Source organism: Paraburkholderia fungorum (genome assembly GCF_900099835.1).
Taxonomy (GTDB): Bacteria; Pseudomonadota; Gammaproteobacteria; order Burkholderiales; family Burkholderiaceae; genus Paraburkholderia; species Paraburkholderia fungorum_A.
The window spans coordinates 881,739-903,534 of record NZ_FNKP01000001.1; the positions used below are offsets into that span (position 1 = coordinate 881,739).

At 61.6% G+C, this 21,796-nt stretch carries 19 protein-coding genes, 1 tRNA gene and 1 riboswitch; of the genes, 5 read left to right on the forward strand and 15 right to left on the reverse strand.

Going from position 1 to position 21,796, the window contains the following annotated elements:
- Positions 1 to 32 precede the first annotated feature (32 nt).
- Entirely contained in the window at positions 33 to 1,109 is a 1,077-nt protein-coding gene (locus BLS41_RS03970) for an AI-2E family transporter (RefSeq protein ID WP_074766265.1), read from the reverse strand.
- A gap of 100 nt (positions 1,110 to 1,209) precedes the next feature.
- Here BLS41_RS03970 and purM point away from each other — a divergent pair, with 100 nt between their 5' ends.
- Complete coding sequence (purM, locus tag BLS41_RS03975) at positions 1,210 to 2,268, forward strand: phosphoribosylformylglycinamidine cyclo-ligase (RefSeq protein ID WP_074763106.1); 1,059 nt, start codon at positions 1,210 to 1,212, stop codon at positions 2,266 to 2,268.
- A 100-nt stretch (positions 2,269 to 2,368) separates the two neighbouring features.
- Here purM and miaA read toward each other — a convergent pair whose 3' ends face one another.
- Both miaA and mutL read right to left on the reverse strand, forming a co-directional pair.
- Positions 2,369 to 3,328, reverse strand: coding sequence for a tRNA (adenosine(37)-N6)-dimethylallyltransferase MiaA (miaA, locus tag BLS41_RS03980; RefSeq protein WP_074763107.1), 960 nt, complete (start codon positions 3,326 to 3,328; stop codon positions 2,369 to 2,371).
- A gap of 21 nt (positions 3,329 to 3,349) precedes the next feature.
- Positions 3,350 to 5,452, reverse strand: a complete 2,103-nt coding sequence (gene mutL / locus BLS41_RS03985; protein WP_074766267.1) for a DNA mismatch repair endonuclease MutL — start codon at positions 5,450 to 5,452, stop codon at positions 3,350 to 3,352.
- Positions 5,453 to 5,684: 232 nt separating this feature from the next.
- On the opposite strand from mutL, the gene BLS41_RS03990 reads away from it, so the two are divergent.
- The gene (locus BLS41_RS03990; protein ID WP_074763108.1) at positions 5,685 to 6,356 is read left to right on the forward strand and encodes a VTT domain-containing protein; all 672 of its coding nucleotides are present in this window, start codon (positions 5,685 to 5,687) and stop codon (positions 6,354 to 6,356) included.
- 194 nt (positions 6,357 to 6,550) lie between these two features.
- Here the strand turns inward: BLS41_RS03990 and BLS41_RS03995 are convergent, their stop codons facing one another.
- Positions 6,551 to 7,363, reverse strand: a complete 813-nt coding sequence (locus BLS41_RS03995; protein ID WP_074763109.1) for a mechanosensitive ion channel family protein — start codon at positions 7,361 to 7,363, stop codon at positions 6,551 to 6,553.
- 292 nt (positions 7,364 to 7,655) lie between these two features.
- On the reverse strand, positions 7,656 to 8,096 hold the full coding sequence (locus BLS41_RS04000) for a hypothetical protein (protein ID WP_366486123.1): 441 nt from the start codon (positions 8,094 to 8,096) through the stop codon (positions 7,656 to 7,658).
- A 380-nt stretch (positions 8,097 to 8,476) separates the two neighbouring features.
- Here BLS41_RS04000 and BLS41_RS04005 point away from each other — a divergent pair, with 380 nt between their 5' ends.
- Positions 8,477 to 9,556 (forward strand): lactonase family protein, encoded by a 1,080-nt coding sequence (locus BLS41_RS04005; protein ID WP_074763110.1) that lies wholly within the window; start codon positions 8,477 to 8,479, stop codon positions 9,554 to 9,556.
- Positions 9,557 to 9,675: 119 nt separating this feature from the next.
- Here the strand turns inward: BLS41_RS04005 and BLS41_RS04010 are convergent, their stop codons facing one another.
- The 10 genes from BLS41_RS04010 to ydfG form a co-directional block, all read right to left on the reverse strand.
- Positions 9,676 to 11,787 carry an arabinofuranosidase catalytic domain-containing protein gene (locus BLS41_RS04010; RefSeq protein WP_366486124.1) on the reverse strand — a complete coding sequence of 704 codons (2,112 nt, stop codon included), beginning with the start codon at positions 11,785 to 11,787 and terminating at the stop codon, positions 9,676 to 9,678.
- 1,006 nt (positions 11,788 to 12,793) lie between these two features.
- A tRNA-Lys gene (locus tag BLS41_RS04015) sits at positions 12,794 to 12,869 on the reverse strand.
- A 180-nt stretch (positions 12,870 to 13,049) separates the two neighbouring features.
- A complete protein-coding gene (gene ybgF / locus BLS41_RS04020) occupies positions 13,050 to 13,799 on the reverse strand; it encodes a tol-pal system protein YbgF (protein WP_074763112.1) in 750 nt (249 codons plus the stop codon).
- 20 nt (positions 13,800 to 13,819) lie between these two features.
- A complete protein-coding gene (pal, locus tag BLS41_RS04025; protein WP_074763113.1) occupies positions 13,820 to 14,329 on the reverse strand; it encodes a peptidoglycan-associated lipoprotein Pal in 510 nt (169 codons plus the stop codon).
- 33 nt (positions 14,330 to 14,362) lie between these two features.
- The gene (gene tolB, locus BLS41_RS04030) at positions 14,363 to 15,655 is read right to left on the reverse strand and encodes a Tol-Pal system beta propeller repeat protein TolB (RefSeq protein WP_074763114.1); all 1,293 of its coding nucleotides are present in this window, start codon (positions 15,653 to 15,655) and stop codon (positions 14,363 to 14,365) included.
- A 140-nt stretch (positions 15,656 to 15,795) separates the two neighbouring features.
- The gene (gene tolA / locus BLS41_RS04035; RefSeq protein ID WP_074763115.1) at positions 15,796 to 16,830 is read right to left on the reverse strand and encodes a cell envelope integrity protein TolA; all 1,035 of its coding nucleotides are present in this window, start codon (positions 16,828 to 16,830) and stop codon (positions 15,796 to 15,798) included.
- Positions 16,827 to 17,273 (reverse strand): protein TolR, encoded by a 447-nt coding sequence (gene tolR / locus BLS41_RS04040; RefSeq protein ID WP_074763116.1) that lies wholly within the window; start codon positions 17,271 to 17,273, stop codon positions 16,827 to 16,829. The genes tolA and tolR overlap by 4 nt, the downstream gene beginning before the upstream one ends.
- Positions 17,274 to 17,283: 10 nt before the next feature.
- Positions 17,284 to 17,961: a protein TolQ gene (gene tolQ, locus BLS41_RS04045; protein WP_012431821.1), complete on the reverse strand. Its 678-nt coding sequence runs from the start codon at positions 17,959 to 17,961 to the stop codon at positions 17,284 to 17,286.
- Between the two features lie 156 nt (positions 17,962 to 18,117).
- Positions 18,118 to 18,594, reverse strand: a complete 477-nt coding sequence (ybgC, locus tag BLS41_RS04050; protein WP_074763117.1) for a tol-pal system-associated acyl-CoA thioesterase — start codon at positions 18,592 to 18,594, stop codon at positions 18,118 to 18,120.
- 58 nt (positions 18,595 to 18,652) lie between these two features.
- Entirely contained in the window at positions 18,653 to 19,399 is a 747-nt protein-coding gene (gene ydfG / locus BLS41_RS04055; protein WP_074763118.1) for a bifunctional NADP-dependent 3-hydroxy acid dehydrogenase/3-hydroxypropionate dehydrogenase YdfG, read from the reverse strand.
- A gap of 238 nt (positions 19,400 to 19,637) precedes the next feature.
- Positions 19,638 to 19,746, forward strand: a riboswitch (ZMP/ZTP riboswitch).
- 166 nt (positions 19,747 to 19,912) lie between these two features.
- On the opposite strand from ydfG, the gene glyA reads away from it, so the two are divergent.
- Positions 19,913 to 21,160 (forward strand): serine hydroxymethyltransferase, encoded by a 1,248-nt coding sequence (gene glyA, locus BLS41_RS04060; protein ID WP_074763119.1) that lies wholly within the window; start codon positions 19,913 to 19,915, stop codon positions 21,158 to 21,160.
- 6 nt (positions 21,161 to 21,166) lie between these two features.
- Positions 21,167 to 21,649: a transcriptional regulator NrdR gene (gene nrdR, locus BLS41_RS04065; protein ID WP_042328342.1), complete on the forward strand. Its 483-nt coding sequence runs from the start codon at positions 21,167 to 21,169 to the stop codon at positions 21,647 to 21,649.
- The last annotated feature ends 147 nt before the right edge of the window (positions 21,650 to 21,796 follow it).

The window sequence follows — 21,796 nt, forward strand, 5'->3', positions numbered from 1 at the left end:
CCTCAAGCGGGCCTAGAACAGTCAAAGAGCAGTCAGTTGTTGTAAAGCGTGCTCGCCAGGTAGCTCTGGCGCAACTCGCGGATCGCGACCGACAGGATTGCGCTGAACGGCAGCGCAAGCAGCACGCCGAAAAAGCCGAACAGTTGCCCGAACGCCAGCAACGCGAAAATCACTGCGAGCGGGTGCAGCCCGATCCGCTCGCCGACGAGTCGCGGCGTCAGATAAAAGCTCTCCACGAGCTGCGCGAAGCCGTAAATCAGCGCGACCGCGCCGAAACCGTACCAGTTGCCGAACTGTAACAGCGCCGCGATCAGCGCCAGCACCAGGCCCGTTGCAAACCCGAGGTACGGGATAAACACCGCCAGCCCCGTAAATATGCCGACCGGCAACGCAATCTCGAACCCGGCGACGCTCAGCGCAATCGCGTAGTATGCCGCCAGGATGACCATCACGAGAACTTCGCCGCGCAGGTATTGCGACAACATCTCGTCCATGTCGCGCGCCAGTTGCTGCGTTTTATCGAGCCAGCGGCGCGGAATCAGCCTCTGAATGCGCGCCAGCATGCGGTTCCAGTCGTACAGCAGATAGAACAGCACGAGCGGCACCGTGACCAGATTCGCGATCAGCGCGAGCATCAGGTTGCTGCTGGTGCGGATCGACGTCCACGCGTACAGCGCGACGGTTTGCGCGCTGCCTTCAAGCTGCGTCATCACGAATTCGCGGATCTTGACGAAATCGAGCGAATCGCCGAGGCCCAGCATGGCCAGCTTGGGCTGGAGCCACGCGCTCGCATGCGCGAGCAGCACGGGCACCTGCTGGCGCAACAGCGGCCCCTTTTTCTGGATGACGGCGAGCACCAGCAAGACGAGCACGCTCATCATCAGCGTGAAAAACAGGATCATCGCGAGCGCTGCGAGGCCGCGCGGTATGCGCCGGCGTTCCATCCACGACACGCCCGGCTGCAGAATGTACGCGAGAATCGCGCCGAGCAGAAATGGCGTGAGCACCGGGCTCAGCAGCCAGAGCAGCACGCAGATACATAGTGCAATGACCAGCCAGATCAGCGCACGGCGCTGCATCGGCATCAGAATCGAGGAATTTTGTTGCAAGTTTGTTTCCCTGGTGTCGTCGGAACCGGATGAATCAAATTCCAGCCAGCCGGCCAGCATCGGGTAAAATCGCATTTTACCGACCTTCTCGCTCTTCCCCATGAATCAACCGAAATCCGCCGCCCCTGACGCCCAAGGTTTGTCGTATCGCGACGCCGGCGTGGACATCGACGCCGGCGACGCCCTTGTCGACGCGATCAAGCCCTTTGCCAAAAAGACGATGCGCGACGGCGTGCTGGGTGGCATCGGCGGTTTCGGCGCGCTGTTCGAAGTGCCGAAGAAATACCGCGAGCCGGTACTCGTATCGGGCACCGACGGCGTGGGCACCAAGCTGCGCCTCGCGTTTGAACTGAACAAACACGACACCGTCGGCCAGGATCTGGTGGCGATGAGCGTGAACGACATTCTGGTGCAAGGCGCCGAGCCGCTGTTCTTCCTCGACTACTTCGCGTGCGGCAAGCTGGACGTCGCCACGGCGGCCACGGTCGTGAAGGGTATCGCTTACGGCTGCGAACTGTCGGGTTGCGCGCTGATCGGCGGCGAAACGGCGGAAATGCCGGGCATGTACCCGGACGGCGAGTACGATCTGGCCGGTTTCGCGGTCGGTGCGGTCGAAAAGAGCGAGATTATCGACGGCAGCACGATTGCCCCGGGCGACGTGGTGCTGGGTCTGGCATCGAGCGGTATCCATTCGAACGGTTTTTCGCTGGTGCGCAAGATTATCGAGCGTGCCAAGCCTGATCTGAACGCCGATTTCGACGGCCGTTCGCTGGCCGACGCGCTGATGGCGCCGACGCATATTTACGTGAAGCCGTTGCTGGCGCTGCGTCAGCAGATCGCGATCAAGGGCATGGCGCACATCACGGGCGGCGGTCTGGTCGAAAACATTCCGCGCGTGCTGCGCGAAGGTCTGACGGCTGAGCTGGATCATCGCGCATGGCCGCTGCCGCCGCTGTTCTCGTGGCTGCAAAAGCACGGCGGCGTCGCCGATGCGGAAATGCATCGCGTGTTCAACTGCGGCATCGGCATGGCAGTGGTGGTGTCGGCGGAAGACGCTGAAACGGCTATCGGTCTGCTGTCGGCGGCGGGCGAACTGGTCTGGAAAATCGGCTCGATTCGCGAAAGCGCGGCCGGTGAAGCTCAGACGGTTGTGATCTAAAGGCGGGGCTCCCGCGCGGCGGCTGGCTTGTAAAGGCAGGCGCCGTGCGGGTTGGTAGTTCAGGAATTCGTCGTATCGAAGCTCCCGGTCAGGGAAAGCTTCAAACCAGCGTTTCAACCACTTCAAGTACCCGCGCAGTCGCGTGCGGATCGCAGCAATCGACCACCACTCGCTCCGGCATGCTTCGCAGCCATGTGAGCTGGCGCTTGCACAGTTGCCTCGTAGCAAACACGCCCTTGTCCCGCATCGTCGCGTAGTCGGTCGCGCCATCCAGGTATTCCCACGCCTGCCGATAGCCGACGCAGCGCATCGACGCCATCTCGGGCGATAAATCGCCGCGTTCGCGCAACTTCACCACTTCGTCGATGAAACCGCTGTTCAGCATCGCGTCGAAGCGCTTCTCGATGCGCGCATGCAGCACGCTCCGGTCGGACGGTTCCAGCGCAATTGGGACAAATCGCCAGGCGTTCGCGGCGTCGTCCTGACGCGTGGGCGCGGCGAGCAGAGTCGACATAGCCTGGCCTGTCAGCATGAACACTTCGAGCGCGCGCTGAATGCGCTGCGAATCGTTGGGGGCCAAACGTGCAGCCGTGATCGGATCGACGGACTCGAGCCGCGCGTGCATTGCCGGCCAGCCGTCGCGGGCCGCGTCGGCGTCGAGTGTGGCGCGCGTGTCGGGATCGGCTGAGGGCAGGTCGTTCAGGCCTTGCGTGAGCGCCTTGTAATACAACATGGTTCCGCCGACCAGCAGCGGCAGCCGTCCGCGTGCATGGATTTCGGCGGTCAGCCGCAACGTGTCCGCGCGAAATTGCGCCGCCGAATAGGCATCGGTCGGATCGACGATATCGATCAGATGATGCGGCGCCACCGCGCGTTCGTCGGCGGTGGGCTTCGCGGTGCCGATATCCATCTCGCGATAAACCAGCGCCGAATCGACACTGATGATTTCCACCGGACGACGCGCGGCCAGCGCCAGCGCGGCCGCGGTCTTGCCGGATGCGGTCGGGCCGAGCAGGCAGGGGATCGGCGTGGGCGCGTCGGAAGAAGGACGTAATGTCATGGGCAAACCGGATGCAGCACGTTATTGCCCACGCATGAACAGCCGATCGAGATCGGACAGCGTCAACTGATACCACGTCGGACGCCCGTGATTGCATTGGTCGGCGCGCTCGGTCGCTTCCATCTGACGCAGCAGCGCGTTCATTTCATCGAGCGTGAGGCGGCGATTCGCGCGCACCGCGTGGTGGCACGCGAGCGTGCCGAGCAGTTCGTGCTGACGCTCGGTCAACACGCGCGAGCCGCCGAACGCGTGCAGATCGGACAGCACCGCGCGCGCGAGCGCCTGCAGATCGGCGTCTTTCAGCAACGCGGGCACCGCGCGGATCGCCAGCGTGGTCGGCGACAGAACGGCGAGGTCGAAGCCGAGCGCGTCGAGCGTGTCGCGTTCTTCTTCCACGGTGCCGATTTCGATCGGATCGGCGGGCATCGTCTGCGGAATCAGCAGAGGCTGCACGGCGATTGCGCGATCGGCGAGCGCGTTCTTGAACTGCTCGTACAGAATGCGCTCGTGCGCGGCATGCATGTCCACGATGACGAGCCCGTGTGCGTTCTGCGCGAGCACGTAAATGCCGTGGATCTGGCCGAGCGCGAAGCCGAGCGGCTGCTCGTCGTGAGCGTTGAACGAGGGCGACGTGTAAGGCGCCGATGCGTTATACGGGGATGAATTTTCAGCGGCGGAGTCGCGTGCTTCGAAAAGCGTGGCGCCCTCGGCGGTGCCCGACTGTGTGTCTTTGCGGCCAAAGAGTGCGTCGTAAAACGCCAGCGGTTGTGCGACCGGCAACGTGCCTTGGGTCATACGCGCCTGGCGCATCCACGTGTTGCCGGGTTGCGATGAGCTTCCGAAGCCGCTGCCGGAGTTGCCACCCGAGCCGCCGAAGCCGCCGCCCGAGCCACCAAAGCCACCACCCACTGGCGAACCAAAGCCGCTACCGCCCACGCCCGCGCCACCCAACGGCGTCGCACCAAACGAAGCCGGGCTGCCGGCCGGCGCTTCCAGGTGCGCCGCGTGTCCACCCGACGTCGTTTCCGGTGATGCGCCCGCATGCCGCGCCAACGCGCGCTGCACCGCATGGAATACGAACTGGTGGATCGAGCGCGAATCGCGAAACCGCACTTCGATCTTCGACGGATGCACGTTCACATCGACGCCCTCAGGCGGCAGATCGAGAAACAGCACATACGACGGATATCGATCGCCATGCAGCACGTCTTCATAAGCGGCGCGCACCGCGTGGGTGAGCAGCTTGTCGCGCACGAAGCGGCCATTGACGAAGAAATACTGCTGGTCGGCGCGGCCCCGGCTCGCGGTCGGCAGACCCGCGCAGCCATAAACAGCCAGCGGACCCGCGGATTCATCGAGCGGCAAATGGGCAGTCGCGAACGTCTCGCCGAGAATCTTCGCGACGCGCACCGGCGGTTCGCTCGCATTCCAGTGTTCGACCGCCTTGCCGTTATGCAGCACCGAAATCGCGACGTCCGGCCGCGCGAGTGCCGCGCGGCGAATCTGTTCAAGACAGTGGCCGAGTTCGGTCTGTTCGCTCTTCAGGAATTTGCGGCGCGCGGGCGTGTTGAAGTACAACTCGCGCACTTCGATCGTCGTGCCCTGGGTGCCGGCCGCCGGGCTCAGCACGCCGGTTTGCGCGTCCACGCGCACGGCATGCGGCGCGTCGGCGGTGCGGCTGGTGATCGTCATTTCCGCGACCGACGCAATCGAGGCCAGCGCTTCTCCGCGAAACCCGAGCGTGGCAACCGCTTCGAGTTCGGCGAGCGAGCGGATCTTGCTGGTCGCGTGACGCATCAACGCTAACGCGAGTTCGTTTTCCGGAATGCCGCAGCCGTCGTCGGTGATTGAGATCCGTTTGACGCCGCCTTCGTCGAGCAGAATGCGCAGCGTCTGCGCGCCCGCGTCGAGCGCGTTTTCCAGCAACTCCTTGACGACGGAAGCCGGCCGCTCGACCACTTCGCCGGCGGCGATCTGGCTGATCAGTTGATCGGGGAGCGGCTGGATCGCGCGTAACGGGCGCGGCGTTCTGGCAGAAGCCGCGGCAGACGAGGCATCAGAAGCTGCAGCGGACACTGGGGCCGCAGCGGCGGAGCCGACGGGCGTTTCGGAAAATTCGGACATGGCGAAATTATAACGATTCGTCACGACGTGCCGGGGAGCGCACTCAATGGCCGCAGATTTTTAATCGCGGCCGGGCACTTTCGGTATCATGACGCGGTCAATTTCGGGCGGCGAGCATGCGCTCGTTGCTATCTGCCGCTATCGTTCGCAAGTCTGCCGCGCATGGCTGTATTTCGCGGGCTGTATTCCACGATTACCCCCGTTTTCACAACGCTCAACAGAGGACGCCCCCTTGGACACGTTGCTACATTTCGTCAATCTTGTCTTGCATATCGACAAGTTCCTCGGGGACTTCATTCACGTGTACGGCGCCTGGGTCTACGCCGTGCTGTTCCTGATCGTATTCGCCGAGACGGGCCTGGTCGTTCTGCCGTTTCTGCCTGGCGATTCGCTGCTGTTCATCGGCGGCGCGTTCTGCGCGACCGGTGAGATGAACCTCGGCGCGTTGATCCTGTTGCTGCTGATCGCAGCGGTCGCGGGCAATACCGTCAACTACATGATCGGCCGGGCTATCGGACCGCGGGTGTTCAATTCGCACATCCCTTTTCTCGAACGTTTTCTCGACCGCAAAGCGCTGCAGAAGACGCACAACTTCTACGAGAAGCACGGCGGCAAGACGATCGTGCTCGCGCGCTTCATTCCGGTAGTGCGGACTTTCGCGCCGTTCGTGGCGGGCGCGTCGGAGATGACGGTCAGCCGGTTCCAGTTGTTCAACATCATCGGCGCGCTGTTGTGGGTGCTGCTGCTCGTGTTGCTCGGCTACTTCTTCGGCAACATTCCGTTCATTCGCCAGTATCTGAATGTGATCGTGCTGGTGGGTATCGGCGCGGCCATCGTGCCGGTTCTGCTCGGCGCGTTGTGGAAGATGTTGCGCAAGGGCGACGCGAAGGCAGGCAGCCGCTAAAGCGCTATTGCGGAGATGCGTCAGGGCTGCATGAATGGCGCTGACGAACAAAAGGCGTCGCGAGATTCGCGACGCCTTTTTTCATTTTGCGTTGGTCGATAGTTGCGGTCTGGAATCAGCGGCGCATGCGGGTGTTGCCAAAGATCTCTTAACTAGCCACTAACAGCCCGCCGCCGCGAATAAGCTCATCGCGCTCAGGTAATCGCGCGCGGTGCGAGCGGCGTCTCCGGCGTCGGATAACCGGCTTCCTTGAAGGTCTGGACAATCGTCCGGTTCGTGTCGAAATAGACCTGCCAGTAATGTTCGTTGGCCGTATAAGGACGCACGCATAGCAGCGGCCCTTCCGGCGTGAAGCTCAACACTTCGATGTCGGGAGCGGGATCGGTGGCGACGTTCGGAATCTGCGAAACCGCCGCCTTCAACCGGTTCATCGCATCGGTGGGATCGACGCCGTTGGCGATCTTCGCGGTCAGTTCCACGCGACGTACCGGCAGCACGCTGAAGTTCGAGATCGTGTCTGAAAAGATCTTGTTGTTGCCGACGATGGTCGTCACGTTGTCCGGCGTCACGATCGTGGTGCCGAACAGACCCAACTCCGAAACCGTACCGGTGACGCCGCCCGCGGTGACGAAATCGCCGACCTTGAACGGCCGCAGCACCTGCATGAAGATGCCCGCCGCGAAGTGGGCGAGCAGACCGCCCCAGGCGGTGCCGATCGCGAGACCTAGACCGGCGAGCAGCGCAGCGAACGAGGTTGTCTGTACGCCGAACACCTGCAGGATCGCGAGGATCAGCAGGAGGTTCAGCAAGGCGCCGAGAATCGAGCCGAGGTAATGAGCCAGCGTGGGATCGACGCGGCCGTTGCGCGCGAGCACCTTGCGCAGCAAACCGGTGATCAGGCCGATAACCCAGCGGCCGACAATCCACAGGACAATTGCCCCGAGAACCTTGGTGCCGAGGTCGACGCCCCGGGTCATGATGAACACGCGTACGGTATCGAGATCCAAGATGTCCCTCGTTGGGTAAGTTGCCTTCGACTGATTGAACGACGGTGGCGCAATACAGCGGCAAATGCCCGGCGAGGGGCGCAAGCGGTAACTCTCGGTCTTCGGGAGTTATAGGCGACGGCGCGCGCATGTGCAAGGACCGTTCCAGACCGCGAGGAGGGCGGCCTGGCGGGAATGGCAAGTGTTCTGGCGGTTGTCTGTTCGGGCGAGCGGCGCGCGCGTCTTTCGAATGTGAGGCGTCTTTCCGGCGCTGAATCTTGTGGCGTGTGGCGCAAGCTGCACGGCGCTCGTCCTACCTATGCAGATGCGACTCCGAATACTGCGATGTGCTGATCGCAACCGGCTTGTCGGCGCTAACCTGCCGCGGCCGCGCACGGCGGGCGACGTAACTCCACACGACGGCGGCAGCAATCGCGAGTCCATACGCGCAGGCTCGTTCGACGAACGCATCGGGCGAGCTGAACTGGCCGTAGCGGCTTTGTGAATCCGCGAACACGACGAAGGTCAGCGCTGCATCGAGAAGAAGCGCGAACAGCGCGAGCGTGACGAACACGTGAGAGCCATTGACCGGCCGCCCCGGCGCGAACCGGTTATACAGATGACACGCAATCCGAACGATCACAAGCAGCGCGAGGTTCGAGACGAGATCGAGCAGGAAATGGGTCATATCGATTGATTGAATATGCAGGGCCGCGGCATGGCCGAAGCGTTTGCTCGCGCGATGTCTCAGCATGCCTGGCTGGATCGGCGGCGATCATTGCATATCTTTCTATCTCGATAAATGGCGAGCTTGGGCGTCCGTTGTATGTCGTCCGTGATGCTGAGTCTGATGCGGGAAATGGCTGACTGGTATCGGCGAAACGGCGGTAGGCAGCGTGAGAAAATGCGGTCTTGTTCGTGAGGAATGCGATAGGGCTTGAAGTGTTCGGCGAGGTGTTGACGGCTTATCGATCCTCACTCGATGTGATTGTCGAACTCGCCGGATGTCAGCGCGACCAAACCGGTCGATGACAGTCGCCATTCAGGAACGCAATTTCGTGTGGGCACGCGTAGCGTAATATTTCGCAGCGTGGGCGCCGATACAGCACGCCCATATCAATCGAGGAGACAGACGTGACTCAGCAGCAAACCGCAGCGGCAATCCTGGCAGTCGGCACATACACCCTGAAAATGCCCCATGTAGATGGCAAGGGGAGAGGCATTTATCTGCTGGGCTTCGATCCGTCGACGGGCCGTCTCAGTGAACTCGCTGTGGAAGAAGCGGTGAATCCGTCGTATCTGACGTTGTCGGCGGATCGAAGCAGGCTGTACGCGGTCCGCGAGGTCAACGCCGAAGACAACCCGGGCGTCAGCACCTACGAACTCGACGCGGCAAATCACACGCTGACACTGTTGCACGACACGCCCACGCAAGGCGTCTGGCCGTGTCACGTCTCGGTGGATAACGACCGCTCGCTGCTGCTGGTATCGAACTATCTGACTGGCGAAGTGCTGTCGTATTTGCTCGATGCGAACGGCGTGCCGTCAGGCGAGCCGGTCGTGCTGACCCGTGACGGCACGGGGCCGGACAGCGATCGTCAGGACGGCCCGCATGCTCATTGCGCGCGGGTCGGCCCGGATCGTCGCCATGTCTATCTGGCCGACCTTGGTGTGGATGCGGTCGTGCGTCATCCGTTGAATGGCGCGAACGTGAATCCGGTTGCCGATCAGACGGTCATGGCGGCGCCGGGCGCGGGGCCGCGTCACCTGCTGTTCACTGACAGCGGCGCTTACATGCTGGTCAATTACGAAATGTCGTCGACTGTGCGGATGTACCGGCTCGACGGCGACGACGTGTCGCTCGTCAGCGAAGTGTCGAGTCTGCCGCAAGATTTCGCCGGGAATAGCGGCGCGGGCGGCATGCGCCTGCATCCGTCGGGACGCTTCGTCTATGTCGGCAATCGCGGACACGATTCGATCTTCGGCGCGCGTGTCGACGAAACGACCGGTTCGTTGACGCCGATCGGCACGTGGAGTCTCGGTGGCCGCACGCCGCGCGATCTGGCCGTCTCGCCCGATGGCAAATACCTGCTGGCGGCATCGCAGGACGAGGCGTTCATCCGCGTATTCTCGATCGACGCGCAGACTGGCGAACTCAACTTCACGGGTTACGACTATCCGGTTTCGAGCGCGGTGTGCCTCGAATTCCTTTGAGCCGATTCACTCGGTAAGCCGGAAAGTGGACCGCAGTCTCAACCGCAATGGCAAATAAAAAGACGGGCGGTTTCCCCGCCCGTCTTTCCGTGTGTCGGCAAGTCAGTCCTTGACGTTTATCACGTCCCCATAGACGGCATCGAAAGGCTCGGGCAGAAATGCGTCGCCGCCAGCCCTTGCGCCTGTTGCGAGCGGACGCCCGCCGCACTCGACGTCGGCGGATCGATGAAGACTTGCGCGTTGTTCGCTCCAGCCGGTGCAGTGAACGTCATCGTCACCTTCCACCAGTTGCCCGACTTCACCGCGGTCAGCGAGGTCGGCTTGCCCGAACCCCACGTACCTTGCACGATCGCGCCCGTGTTCGTGTTGAGCACCCACGGAACTTCCGCGCCGTTCGGACCATCGGTCTGAACCGAGCCGCCCGGGAACACCGTTGCGTTGGTCGTCGCGAGGACGTAGTCGGTGAAGGTGTAGCTCTGGCCGCCTTGCACGCGGATCGTTTCGTCGATGTTGGCGATCGAGTTGCCGTTCGCGTTCGTCAACGTTGCCGCGTACGTGCTGGTTCCCGAGATGTCCGTCGCGACCGCTGCCGTGGCGCCGTTCGCTTGCGTCCACGCATTCGACGATGCCAGGCTCAGCGGCGAGTTGATCAGGTTATTCGCCGAACAGGCGGCCGCCGTCTTGTCGGTCGTCGGGCCGTAGAAGTTCGCGATGCTCGCCTGGATCGCATCGTCCGTTGCGTTCGATGTCGATTTGGCGATCACCGCGCCTTCGAAGAACTGGATCGGCGCTGCGCTGCCGTCGCCACCTTCGCCGAGCGACAGACCACCTTGCCATTGTCCGTTGAACGCATGGCCTGCATCGTTGAAGAAGTTATACGCTTCGGGCGGCGCCTGATCGAAGACCGGCGTGAGGACACTTTGCGATGCATCGCCGCTCTTCACGGCAAAGAGATTGGACTGCGTCACCGGCGAGTATTTCGACAGCACCGTCACGAAGTTCGCGTTGGCGGGCTGTTGCGGACCGTACAGATAGACGCCCGCTTCCGCGTCGACGCCCGGCCAGTTCACGCCCTTGCAGCTCCCCGAGCTGAGCGGCGAGACGCCGGTATAGCCGTCGCAATAGCCGAACACGGCGGCGTTGCCGCTCGAGAAGGCCAGGCCGAACATTTCACCTTCGATCTCGCCCTTCGCATAGGTGCTGGGATCGGCACTGTCTTCCATGTTGCCGTAGGTGCCGCAGCAGCCGGACGCCGGGCCGTACTGCGCGCCCGCCACCATGTATTCCGCGATTTCGGAGTCGCCGATCGACTGGTTCACCGTGCCGATGCGGTTGCGATAAGCCTGTCCGCCGACTGTGCCCAACGCTGGAATCTGCACGCCCTGGCCCAGCGTCATGTAGCTCAGCGCAGCCTGTCCGCCGGAGAGCGCAGGCAAGTCGTTACCGATGGTCAAAGCGAGAGTCGGCGATTGGGTGGTCAGCATGGGAGCCGTGTGGACCTGAACGGTCAACGTGCCGCTGGTGCCCGGCAGCGTGATGGTGGCGAAGCCGTTGAGGACCGGCACTGTCATCGTCGATGTGGTGGAACCCGGAGCGCCGGTCGTGACGACCAGTGATTCGGTGCCGTCCGAATTGAGTTTGAGCGTGGCGGGCACGTTGCCGAAAGCGCCGCCCTTCAGCGGCGCGACCAGATCTATCTGGTCGTAGATATCGGAGACCGTGCAGGTCGTGTTGTTGCAGAACGTGTTGACGCTGTTCACGTTGGCCGAGCCGAGCAGCTTATTGTCGGCGCCGCTGGGCAAGGTGCTGGCCGTGTATGCGTAGACGTCCTGCGTGGCTTTATCGGATGCGCGTTGGACCTGGAACAGGGGGCCGGTGTAGTTCTTCGTCAGCAGTCGCGTCACGCTGTGTGCAGCGACGCAGGCGGTGCCGGCGTCGGATGCGGCATCGCAGGGGAGAGCAGGGGGGGCTGCGGCGTCGGTGTCTGGCGGGGTCGCTGTGCCTGTTCCTGTGCCGGAGGTGTCCGACGTCGATGTCGACGAACCGCTGCCGGATGGCGTAGATGGCTGCGACGTGCTGCTGTTTTGCGACTGGGATGACGCGGGGTTGGAGTCGCCATTACACGCGGCGAGCAGGATTGGCAGCATCAGTAAAGCGGAAAGTAAGCCGGTTCTTCTTGACTTCATCATCTCCTCCTTATTGCTCGGACATTCTTGAGATGCCCGGTGCATGTTAGGACAGCGGAATAAATTGGATGCCTGTATCGATGACTATTGCTGACTCGAGTGCGTGCTGCGGGGTAATGCCGGTTTGGGTCTGTTCCGTTTTTGTTTCGTTTGCCTTTGTTCCGGCGGCTGAAGCGGCTAGTTGTCGTCGTCGGGAGCGTCGGCGCTGCTCTTCTGTTACGGGACTACTGTCGGTGGGCGGGAAGTTGCGCTCGCATACGTTTGCGTTGGCGGCTGAGTCGAGTGTTCAGATGTGAGTGTTTGGCACAACGGGAGAAGGTTGAAGCTCGGCGCGGCTTGCAATTGTCGTCTCCAATTGTTGTTGTGCAGCAACCGGCGATTGGGTTCGTTCGGTTGTTAATATTATTAATCAATAATATCGCTTCATTTATTAGGGAGATACCCTGGGACACAGCGAGGGCGAAGTGCGGTTGTGGCGCGCTCTGTTAAAGGTGATGCTGGCTGGTGCTGAGTGGAATTTGGAGATGGAGAATTTATGCTTAATATTTGTTTTTATTATTTGTACAGATACGCGGGTGATGTGGCGGGATTGGATGCTTAGGTGCTGATGTTGTGGCCTCGCGGGCGACCTGGTTTCTTACTCGCTCGGAGTCGCAGCTGGGAGTTTGTGGCTGGGGTAATGCGAGCCTCTCAACGGACAATCCGACGCCGCCACGCTTCCACTGCGATGTAGGCTCGCCTCGCGCGCTCCGGGTCATGCAGAGAGTCGAGAGTTATTTCGTGAACGAGGTGTTGAAGGTCGTGCGGACATTTGTCGGCGTGCGTTGCGCGTGTCCAGGCGAACTGCGACGAATGTCGAGTGGAGTTGACGGCCTTAAACGATGTAGCGCAGCGTCGCGAAGCAGACGGGGCTAACAAGCATTGCCTATGTTGAGCGCATTTCGCGCAGAACCCAACATCGCGATCGGGCTACGTTATAGGCGAGAGGAAAATTCCACGCGGAAATAGAAAAGGGCTTGCGACGCTGACGCGTGCAAGCCCTTCGTATCTTTGGTAGGCCGTACGGGATTCGAACCTGTGACCAACGGATTAAAAGTCCGCTGCTCTACCAGCTGAGCTAACGACCCAAAAGAGAAGCGAGATTATATCGATAGCCTTTGGAGGCTGTCAACCCTTTGGCTGAACATTAACTATCGATACTTCAAACAATGAAAAACCCGAGGTATGTTTACCCCGGGCTCTTCAGCGAGAGGCGCGCGTGACTATAGCTTCGGACACTGCGCGTTACTGCAACTACCCAACCGCAACTACTTGATCTGCGACAGCTTGCTCTGCGCTGTCTGTGCGACATCCGAGCCGCTGTACTGTGCGACGATCTGCTCCAGCGTCTTCTTGGCCGCAGCCTTCTGACCTTGCTCGAGCTGATTGTTCGCAATCGCCAGCAATGCTTCCGGCGCACGCGGATGCTGCGGATACTTCGCCACCACACCCTGCCAGGTCGCCGTCGAGCCCTTGTAATCGCGCAGTGCATACAGCGCGTTGCCGAGCCAGTATTGCGCGGTCGGCTGATAAGGACTGTCCGGATACTTGGAGATGAAGCTGCGGAACGACGCCGCCGCATTCTTGAAGTCGCCGCTGCGGAACTGCTGCGAAGCCGCATTGAACGAATCGGTTTCGCCCGGCTGCACCTGGCCCTGAACGCCATCCACCGTCTGTTGCTGCGGCTCGAATTTCTTCAGGCGCGTGTCCAGATCGGTGTAGTAGTCCTTCTGCTGCTTTTGCAGCGTGGTGAGCTGGTTGCCCATGTCCTCGTTCTGCCCACGCAACGTCGCGACCTGCTGATTCAGCTGATCGAGACGGTTGGACTGATCGAGGATCGTGCGCTGTGCGGCCGACAGCTGGCTCGACAAACTATCGGTCTTCGAACGCAGATCAAGAATGGCCTGACGGGCCTGATCATCGTCGAAGATGCCTGCATGTGCGGGCACAGCCGCGAAGGCCGTGCCTGCGACACAGGCCGCTGCCGCAAACCGCGGCCAGGAGAAACGATGCGTCATTCGGCTCATCACCCGTTGACTTACTGTTGATACACGAGGTCGGCGCGGCGGTTTTGTGCCCACGACGATTCGTCATGACCGTCAGCTTGCGGCTTTTCCTTGCCGAGGCTCACAGCTTCCATTTGCGAGTCAGCAACGCCCATCAGCGACAGCGAACGGCGAACAGCTTCAGCACGCTTCTGGCCGAGTGCCAGGTTGTACTCGCTCGTGCCGCGTTCGTCGGTGTTGCCCTGGATCAGGACGTGACGTTGCGGGTGGCTCTTCAGGTATTGCGCGTGTTGTTGCAGCAGCGACTGGTAGTCGTCCTTCACCGAGTAGCTGTCGAAATCGAAATAGATGCTGCGCTTGGCGAGCGGGCTATTCGGGTCGTTCAGCGGGTCGACGTTGACCTGTGCGACATCGGTCGGGTTCGGTTGCGTCGAAACTGCACCGCCCTTGTTAGCATTTTCGTCGAGCTTGACGCCCGAGTGACATGCAGCCAGCGCGCCGACCATCAATACAGCAAATACGAAACGAAGTTTGGACATCATTTTGGTTACTCTCCTTGTGTTATTGCATCAACGTTATTGCATAAACGGGCCCCAGGACGGCTCGCGCACGCTGCCGCCCTGAACGGACAGGACCTGCCGAGTGCGACCGTCGGTCGATACTGCGGCCAACACGCCACGGCCGTTCACCTGTGTGGCGTAAAGAATGTACTGACCGTTCGCCGCGAAGCTCGGCGATTCGTCATGTGTCGTGTCCGTCAGGCCTGTGGCTGTGTTGCCCTGCAGGTCCTGGATATAAAGTTTGAACCCGCCGCCGACGCGCGAGATATAAGCGAGCTGCTTGCCGTCCGGGCTCACGCGCGGGCTGGTGTTGTAGCTGCCCGTGAACGTGACGCGTTGCGCAGGACCTGCGCTTTCGCCCTGGATCGACATCTTGTAGATCTGCGGTGCACCGCCACGGTCGCTCGTGAAATAGATCGACTGACCGTCGGGAGAGTAGGTCGGCTCGGTGTCGATCGAGCTGCCTTGCGTGAGTCGGCGCAAGCCGCTGCCGTCCGCATTGACGGCGAAAATCTGTGTGTTGCCGGTGCGCGAAAGCGCGACGGCCAGCGTGCGTCCATCCGGCGACCACGCCGGCGCGCTGTTATTGCCCTTCTGATCCGACACGACCACACGACGGCCCGTAGGCAGATCGTGGATGTAGACGATCGGCTTCTTCTTTTCAAACGAAACGTAAGCGACCTTGGTGCCGTCCGGCGACCACGCCGGCGAGATGATCGGCTCGGGGCTCGACAGCGCGATGTGCGCGTCCTGACCGTCCGAGTCCGAGATTTGCAGCTGATAACGGCCGCCCGTCTTGATCACATACGACAGACGCGTGGCGAACACACCGCGACCGCCCATCAGCTTCGCGTAGATGTAATCGGCGACCTTGTGCGCGCTCATGCGCAAACCGCTTGCCGGGCTCACCAGTACGAGGCCGCCGAGGCTTTCGCCCTTGACGGTGTCGTACAGCTTGAAGCGCACTTCGTATTGACCGTTCGGCAGGCGGTTCACGCTGCCCGACACGAACGCATTCGCGCCCTTGGCTTTCCAACTGCCGAGGTCGACGGAATCGGTTTCCGACACTGGCGTGGAGCCCGCGTCGATGTTCGTGAATTTTCCGCTGCGCTCCAGATCCTGACGCACGATCGTGCTGACCTGCTGCGGCGAATTCGCCTCATTGGCGAAATTCGCCGTGGCGATTGGAAACTGGGTGGACCCGACGCCCGTCACGAGTACGTTGAGTTGTGCGTTGGCTGCACCGCCAACGGCGATCAGGCACGACGCTACAAGTGTCCGCAGGCCTAGCTTGGTCATCAAACTCATGCTGTATGGTTTCCCCAAAAAACGGTTTTACTAACACTTCACGACAGCAGACAGACCCGAAAAGAACTAATTCGTTCCCGAGCGCGCCCCGCGAACGGGGCACCATATCTGCCGTCAACTGACAGTCAAACTTGCTGCAATCAACCTGCCGGGCGCAACGTGATCAGGAAACTCGTCGGCGTTTTGCCGTTGATATCCTGAGGCATCGGATCGGTCCGGTGGACGGCCCGCAATGCGGCGTCATCCCATGCTGCATTGCCGCTGCTGCGCGAGATGCTTGCGTCCAGCAAGGTGCCGGTCGGCGAGCAGCGTACGGAGATGACAGTTTCAAGACCAGCCGTTTCGCCGCCCCACGAGATGTTCGGGCGAACCGCGCGACGCACCTTGTCTGCGTAACCCGGCGATGTCGCCGTGCCGCCTGAACCGCTACCCGTGCCGCTCTTCGCCAGGCCGTTGCCGCTCGAGCTGTCGCCCGCGCCACCCATCATCTGGGCGAGACGTGCGCGCCGCTCTGCATCCATCTTCTTCGCTTGCGCCGCAGCATCTGCCTGCGCTTTGGCCTTCGCTGCCTTCTGCGCATCAGCTTTCTTCTGCGCGTCGGCTTCGGCCTGCTTTTGCTGCTGTTCCTTCAGTTGTTCCTGCTGCTGTTCTTTAAGCTGCTGCTGCTTTTGCTGCTCGGCCAGTTGCTGCTGTTTCAGCTTCTCGGCCTGTTGCTGCTGTTGTTGCTGTTGCTGCTTCAGTTTCGCTGCCGCGGCCTTTTGCGCTGCGAGCTGTGCAGCCTGATCGGCGGCCAGTTGCTGCTGACGCTTCGCATCGGCTTCCTGCTGAGCCTGCAGTTTCTGCTGGCGCTGCTGTTCAGCCAGTTGCGCCTGACGAGCCGCTTCCTGTTGCTGGCGTTTCTTTTCCTGCAACGCGATATCGGCCTGTTCGTCGGGCACCGGCGGGGCAGGGGCGACCGGCGCGGGCGGCGGCGGAACGGGATGCGGGATCGCCGTGTCGGGCACCTCGGTCCACAACTCCGCTTCCGCGCCTGCGGGCGTGCTGTTTTGCCACTGAATGCCGTGGTACAGGAAGAACCCGAGCAGCGCGTGCATCACCAGAGCGAACGCAAAGGCTCGCCCGGTGCCGCGTTCACGCGGTGGCTGGAGCGGGTATTCGGAATTCTTGCGGATCATTGCGATTTGACGAGCAATCCAACGCGCTTGACGCCCTGGCCTTTCAGCTCGGACATCACGTTCATCACGACTTCGTACTTGACGGTCTTGTCGGCGGCAATCACAACCGGCTGGTCAGGATGCGATGCCGCCCGGTCGGCGATAAAGCCGTTCAGATCCGCCTTCGTCATGTTTTCCTGCTGCTGCGCGCCGGAGTCGTCCTTGTATTTGACGCTCATGTTGCCGTCGGCGCGAATGTTCACGATGACGGGCGGCGTTTGCTGTTGCGGCGCGGCACCACCGACGGTCGGCAGATTGACGATCGACGGGGCGACCAGCGGCGCGGTCACCATGAAGATCACGAGCAGCACGAGCATCACGTCGATGTACGGCACGACGTTGATGTCGGCCATCGCGCGGCGCTGACGCGAGCCGCGCATGCTGGAGGAACGAGAGCCTGCCATCGTGGACTCCTTACTGTGCCTGGCGCTGCAGAATGTTCGAGAATTCTTCGATGAAGGTCTCGAAACGGATCGCCAGACGGTCGATGTCGTGCGCGTAGCGGTTGTAAGCCACGACAGCCGGAATGGCCGCGAACAGGCCGATCGCGGTGGCCGTCAACGCTTCGGCGATGCCTGGCGCGACGTTCGCGAGCGTGGCCTGCTGGACGTTGGCGAGGCCGCGGAACGCGTTCATGATCCCCCAGACCGTACCGAACAGACCGATGTACGGGCTGACCGAGCCGACCGACGCGAGGAACGCGAGATTGGCTTCGAGCACGTCCATCTCACGCTGGAACGCGGCACGCATCGCGCGCCGTGCACCGTCGAGAATTGCGCCTGAATCGTTCAGACGCTTTTCTTTGCCTTTCAGGAATTCGCGCATGCCGGATTCGAAAATTCGTTCCAGCGCGCCGATGGTATGGCGGTTGTTCGCAGCACTTTGATAAAGCGCCTGCAGGTCGCCGCCCGACCAGAAATCGCGTTCGAAGCGTTCAGTTTGCGCCCGCGCCCGGCGGATCGCAAACCACTTGCGGAAGATGAAAGTCCACGACAGCAGCGACAGCAACAGCAGCAGGGCCATGACGGCCTGCGCCAGCAGGCTCGCGTTGAGTACTAATGAAACGATCGACAGATCTTGTGTAGTGTTCATAAAGGTTCGTTTTAACGTCCCGGGAAGGGGGCGTCCGGCTGCAAGGTCACTCGAAGCTTGCCGTGAGCAAAACGGAAGCATCGGCGATATCGCAAGCCGAACCATGCTTGGTGTTGCTTGATCGATGCGAGTTCACTGGCCCCGTATCAACGGAGTTCAGGTGTGATTCGTTGACACGCCGCCGCCGACTTCCGGTCCGCGCCGCAAAGCAGCGAGAACCGGCGGAGGAATCGCGGTCGGGCGAAGCGCGATACGGTCGACACAGCCAATCCGGATTGTCCCTTTAGCAAGCAGCGTGCCGTCACGCCACGCTTCCTGCGTGAAATCCACCGAAGCTCGGCCAAGACGCTCGATCCGGCTGACAATTTTGACGATATCGTCAAGCCTGGCCGGCGCCCGATAGTCGACCGCAGTATTGCTGACAATGAAAATTGCGCCAGTTTCATCCGCCAGCCGGGCCTGGTCGACACCGCACGCGCGTAGCCATTCGGTACGCGCCCGTTCAAAAAATTTCAGGTAATTTGCGTAAAACACGATGCCGCCGGCGTCGGTATCTTCGTAGTACACGCGGATAGGCCACGTGTAGCCGATTTCCGTGCCAGGCTGGCTGGTCGAAATATTCATGCGGCGCATTTTACCGGAACGCACACCCCCGGGTCTGTTTCAAAGTGTGCGCCCCGTCTGGCGGGCTTTAGCCGCGATGAATAGACAATCCGGCGAACGATTGAGCCACCGGCATCAGCTCGATCGTGTTGATATTCACGTGTGCCGGACGAGTGGCGATCCAGTAAACGGAGTCGGCGATATCTTCCGCCGTCAGCGGCTGAACGTTTTCGTAGACCTTGCCGGCTTTTTCGTCGTCGCCGCGATAACGCACGTTCGAGAATTCGGTGCCTCCGCACAAGCCCGGTTCGATGTCGGTGACGCGCAGTGCCGTGCCGGCCAGATCGGCGCGCAGGTTCAGGCTGAACTGGCGCACGAAGGCTTTGGTGGCGCCGTAAACGTTGCCGCCCGCGTACGGCCAGCGGCCCGCCACAGAACCCAGGTTGAAAACGTGCCCGCGATTGCGTTCGACCATGCCCGGCAGCAGCGCATGCGTGACTTGCACGAGGCCTGTGCAGTTGGTCTCGATCATGGTGTTCCACTCGTCGAGGCTCGCCTTTTGAGCAGGTTCGGTGCCGAGAGCGAGGCCCGCGTTGTTGACGAGGACGTCGATTGCAGCGAAATCGGCCGGCAGCGATGCCGGGACCGCTTCGACAGCGGCGCGGTCGCGCACGTCGAGTTCATAGGGCAGAAGTGCGTCGCCGAGTTCGTCGGCGAGGGCTTGCAGGCGGTCTTTGCGGCGAGCGGTGGCGACGACGCGATGGCCGCCCTTGACGAAGGCGCGAGCGATAGCAGCGCCGAATCCCGCGGACGCTCCGGTTACAAACACGATCATTGCAGTTTCCTGGTCGGTGAGAAGCAAAGGTCCCAAGCCTACTTCCAATGCGGCGCTGCGGCAAGGTTGAACCAGCCGTATAAGAGGCTCTGGCACGGGCACGCAGCGGAATCGCGGGCCATTTTCGTCCGATGTTTGCGCGCTGCACGGAAGGATGCGGCGGGGTGTCTTTCCAGGGGGCGCCGCCGCACCCGTGAGCCGGTTGCCTATTCGATCCTCTTCCAATAAACTAACGCGCTCGACCCTGCGTGACTGGCGATAGAACCGATTCAACCAATCGGATTCAAGGTGGAACAACCCACCGTGAAGCGCGGGGTGCCGTTTTGCCGTTCGCCTGGGCAGCCGTGATCCGCGCGCATTTATCTGCGCTGACGGTGGCTGTCCTGCCTCGCGTGTGCGGCGACTCTCCAATCGCCACGTCAGGGCTGGCCCAGCCGCCAGCAGCGCTGCGTACCCTCTACGCAAAGTTCGGCGCACGATCCGGTCAACCTGAACACACTCAACGGAATCCGTATGTTTGACAGAGCCCAAAGCACCATCGCCAACGTCGATCCTGAACTCTGGAAGGTCATCGAGCAGGAAAACCGCCGTCAGGAAGAGCACATCGAACTGATCGCGTCGGAAAATTACACGAGCCCGGCCGTGATGGCTGCGCAAGGCTCGCAACTCACCAACAAGTACGCCGAAGGCTACCCGGGCAAGCGCTACTACGGCGGCTGCGAATACGTCGACATCGCCGAGCAGCTGGCGATCGACCGCGTCAAGCAACTGTTCGGCGCCGAAGCTGCCAACGTGCAGCCGAATTCGGGTTCGCAGGCTAACCAGGGCGTGTTCTTCGCGATGCTCAAGCCGGGCGACACGATCATGGGCATGAGCCTCGCCCACGGCGGTCACCTGACGCACGGTTCGCCGGTCAACATGTCGGGCAAGTGGTTCAACGTGGTCAGCTACGGCCTGAACGAAGCGGAAGACATCGACTACGAAGCGGCTGAGAAGCTGGCTCAGGAACACAAGCCGAAGCTGATCGTGGCGGGCGCGTCCGCGTTTGCGTTGCGCATCGATTTCGAACGCCTGTCGAAGATCGCCAAGTCGGTTGGCGCGTACTTCATGGTCGACATGGCGCACTATGCCGGCCTGATCGCAGCGGGCGTCTACCCGAATCCGGTGCCGTTCGCCGACTTCGTCACCACCACCACGCACAAGAGCCTGCGCGGCCCGCGCGGCGGCGTGATCCTGATGAAGGCGGAGTTCGAGAAGCAGATCAACTCGGCAATCTTCCCGGGCATTCAGGGCGGCCCGCTGATGCACGTGATCGCCGGTAAGGCTGTCGCGTTCAAGGAAGCGCTGTCGCCGGAATTCAAGGAATATCAGCAACAAGTGGTCGAAAACGCACGCGTGCTGGCGGAAACGCTGGTTAAACGCGGTCTGCGTATCGTGTCGGGTCGCACCGAAAGCCACGTCATGCTGGTCGATCTGCGCGCGAAGAAAATTACCGGCAAGGCAGCGGAAGCGGCCCTCGGTGCAGCGCACATCACCGTCAACAAGAACGCAATCCCGAACGACCCGGAAAAGCCGTTCGTGACGAGCGGCGTGCGTCTCGGCTCGCCGGCCATGACCACGCGCGGTTTTGGCGTGAAGGAAGCCGAGCAGGTCGGTAACCTGATTGCCGACGTTCTGGACAACCCGGAAGACACCGCTACGATCGACCGTGTGCGTGCTCAGGTTGCCGAGCTGACCCAGCGTTTCCCGGTCTACCGTTAAGCCGTTATGCATTGTCCCTTCTGCCGTCACGCCGATACGCAGGTTGTCGATTCGCGCGTATCCGAAGACGGCGCGACGATTCGCCGGCGCCGCCGCTGCCCGGCCTGCGACAAACGTTTCACGACGTATGAGCGGGTTGAGCTGGCGCTGCCGTCGGTCGTCAAGAAGGACGGCAGCCGTACGGAATTCGACCGCCGCAAGATTGTCGCGAGCATGCAACTGGCGCTGCGCAAGCGCCCGGTTGCAGCAGACGCGATCGACGCGGCGGTTGCCCGCATCGAGTATCAATTGCTCGGTAGCGGTGAGCGCGAGGTGCGCAGCGAGCGCCTCGGCGAGCTCGTGATGAACGAGTTGCGCGCTCTCGACACGATTGCCTACGTTCGTTTTGCTTCCGTTTACCGGCGCTTTGAAGACGTCTCCGAATTTGAAGACGTGATCGAAGAATTTCGCCGCGCCTCTTCTCCTCCCAAGCCTGCTCGCAAGCGCTGATTGCTGTTGCGCATCGCTTCGCAAGCGAGCGTCCGTCGTTCTTCGCCTTGTTTCGCGCATCTACATCTCCTGCTGCCGTTATGGTCCGTCGCGTGAATTTTTGCGCGGAATAGCGTCCTGGTGCCACCTGGCCATTCGGCCGATGGT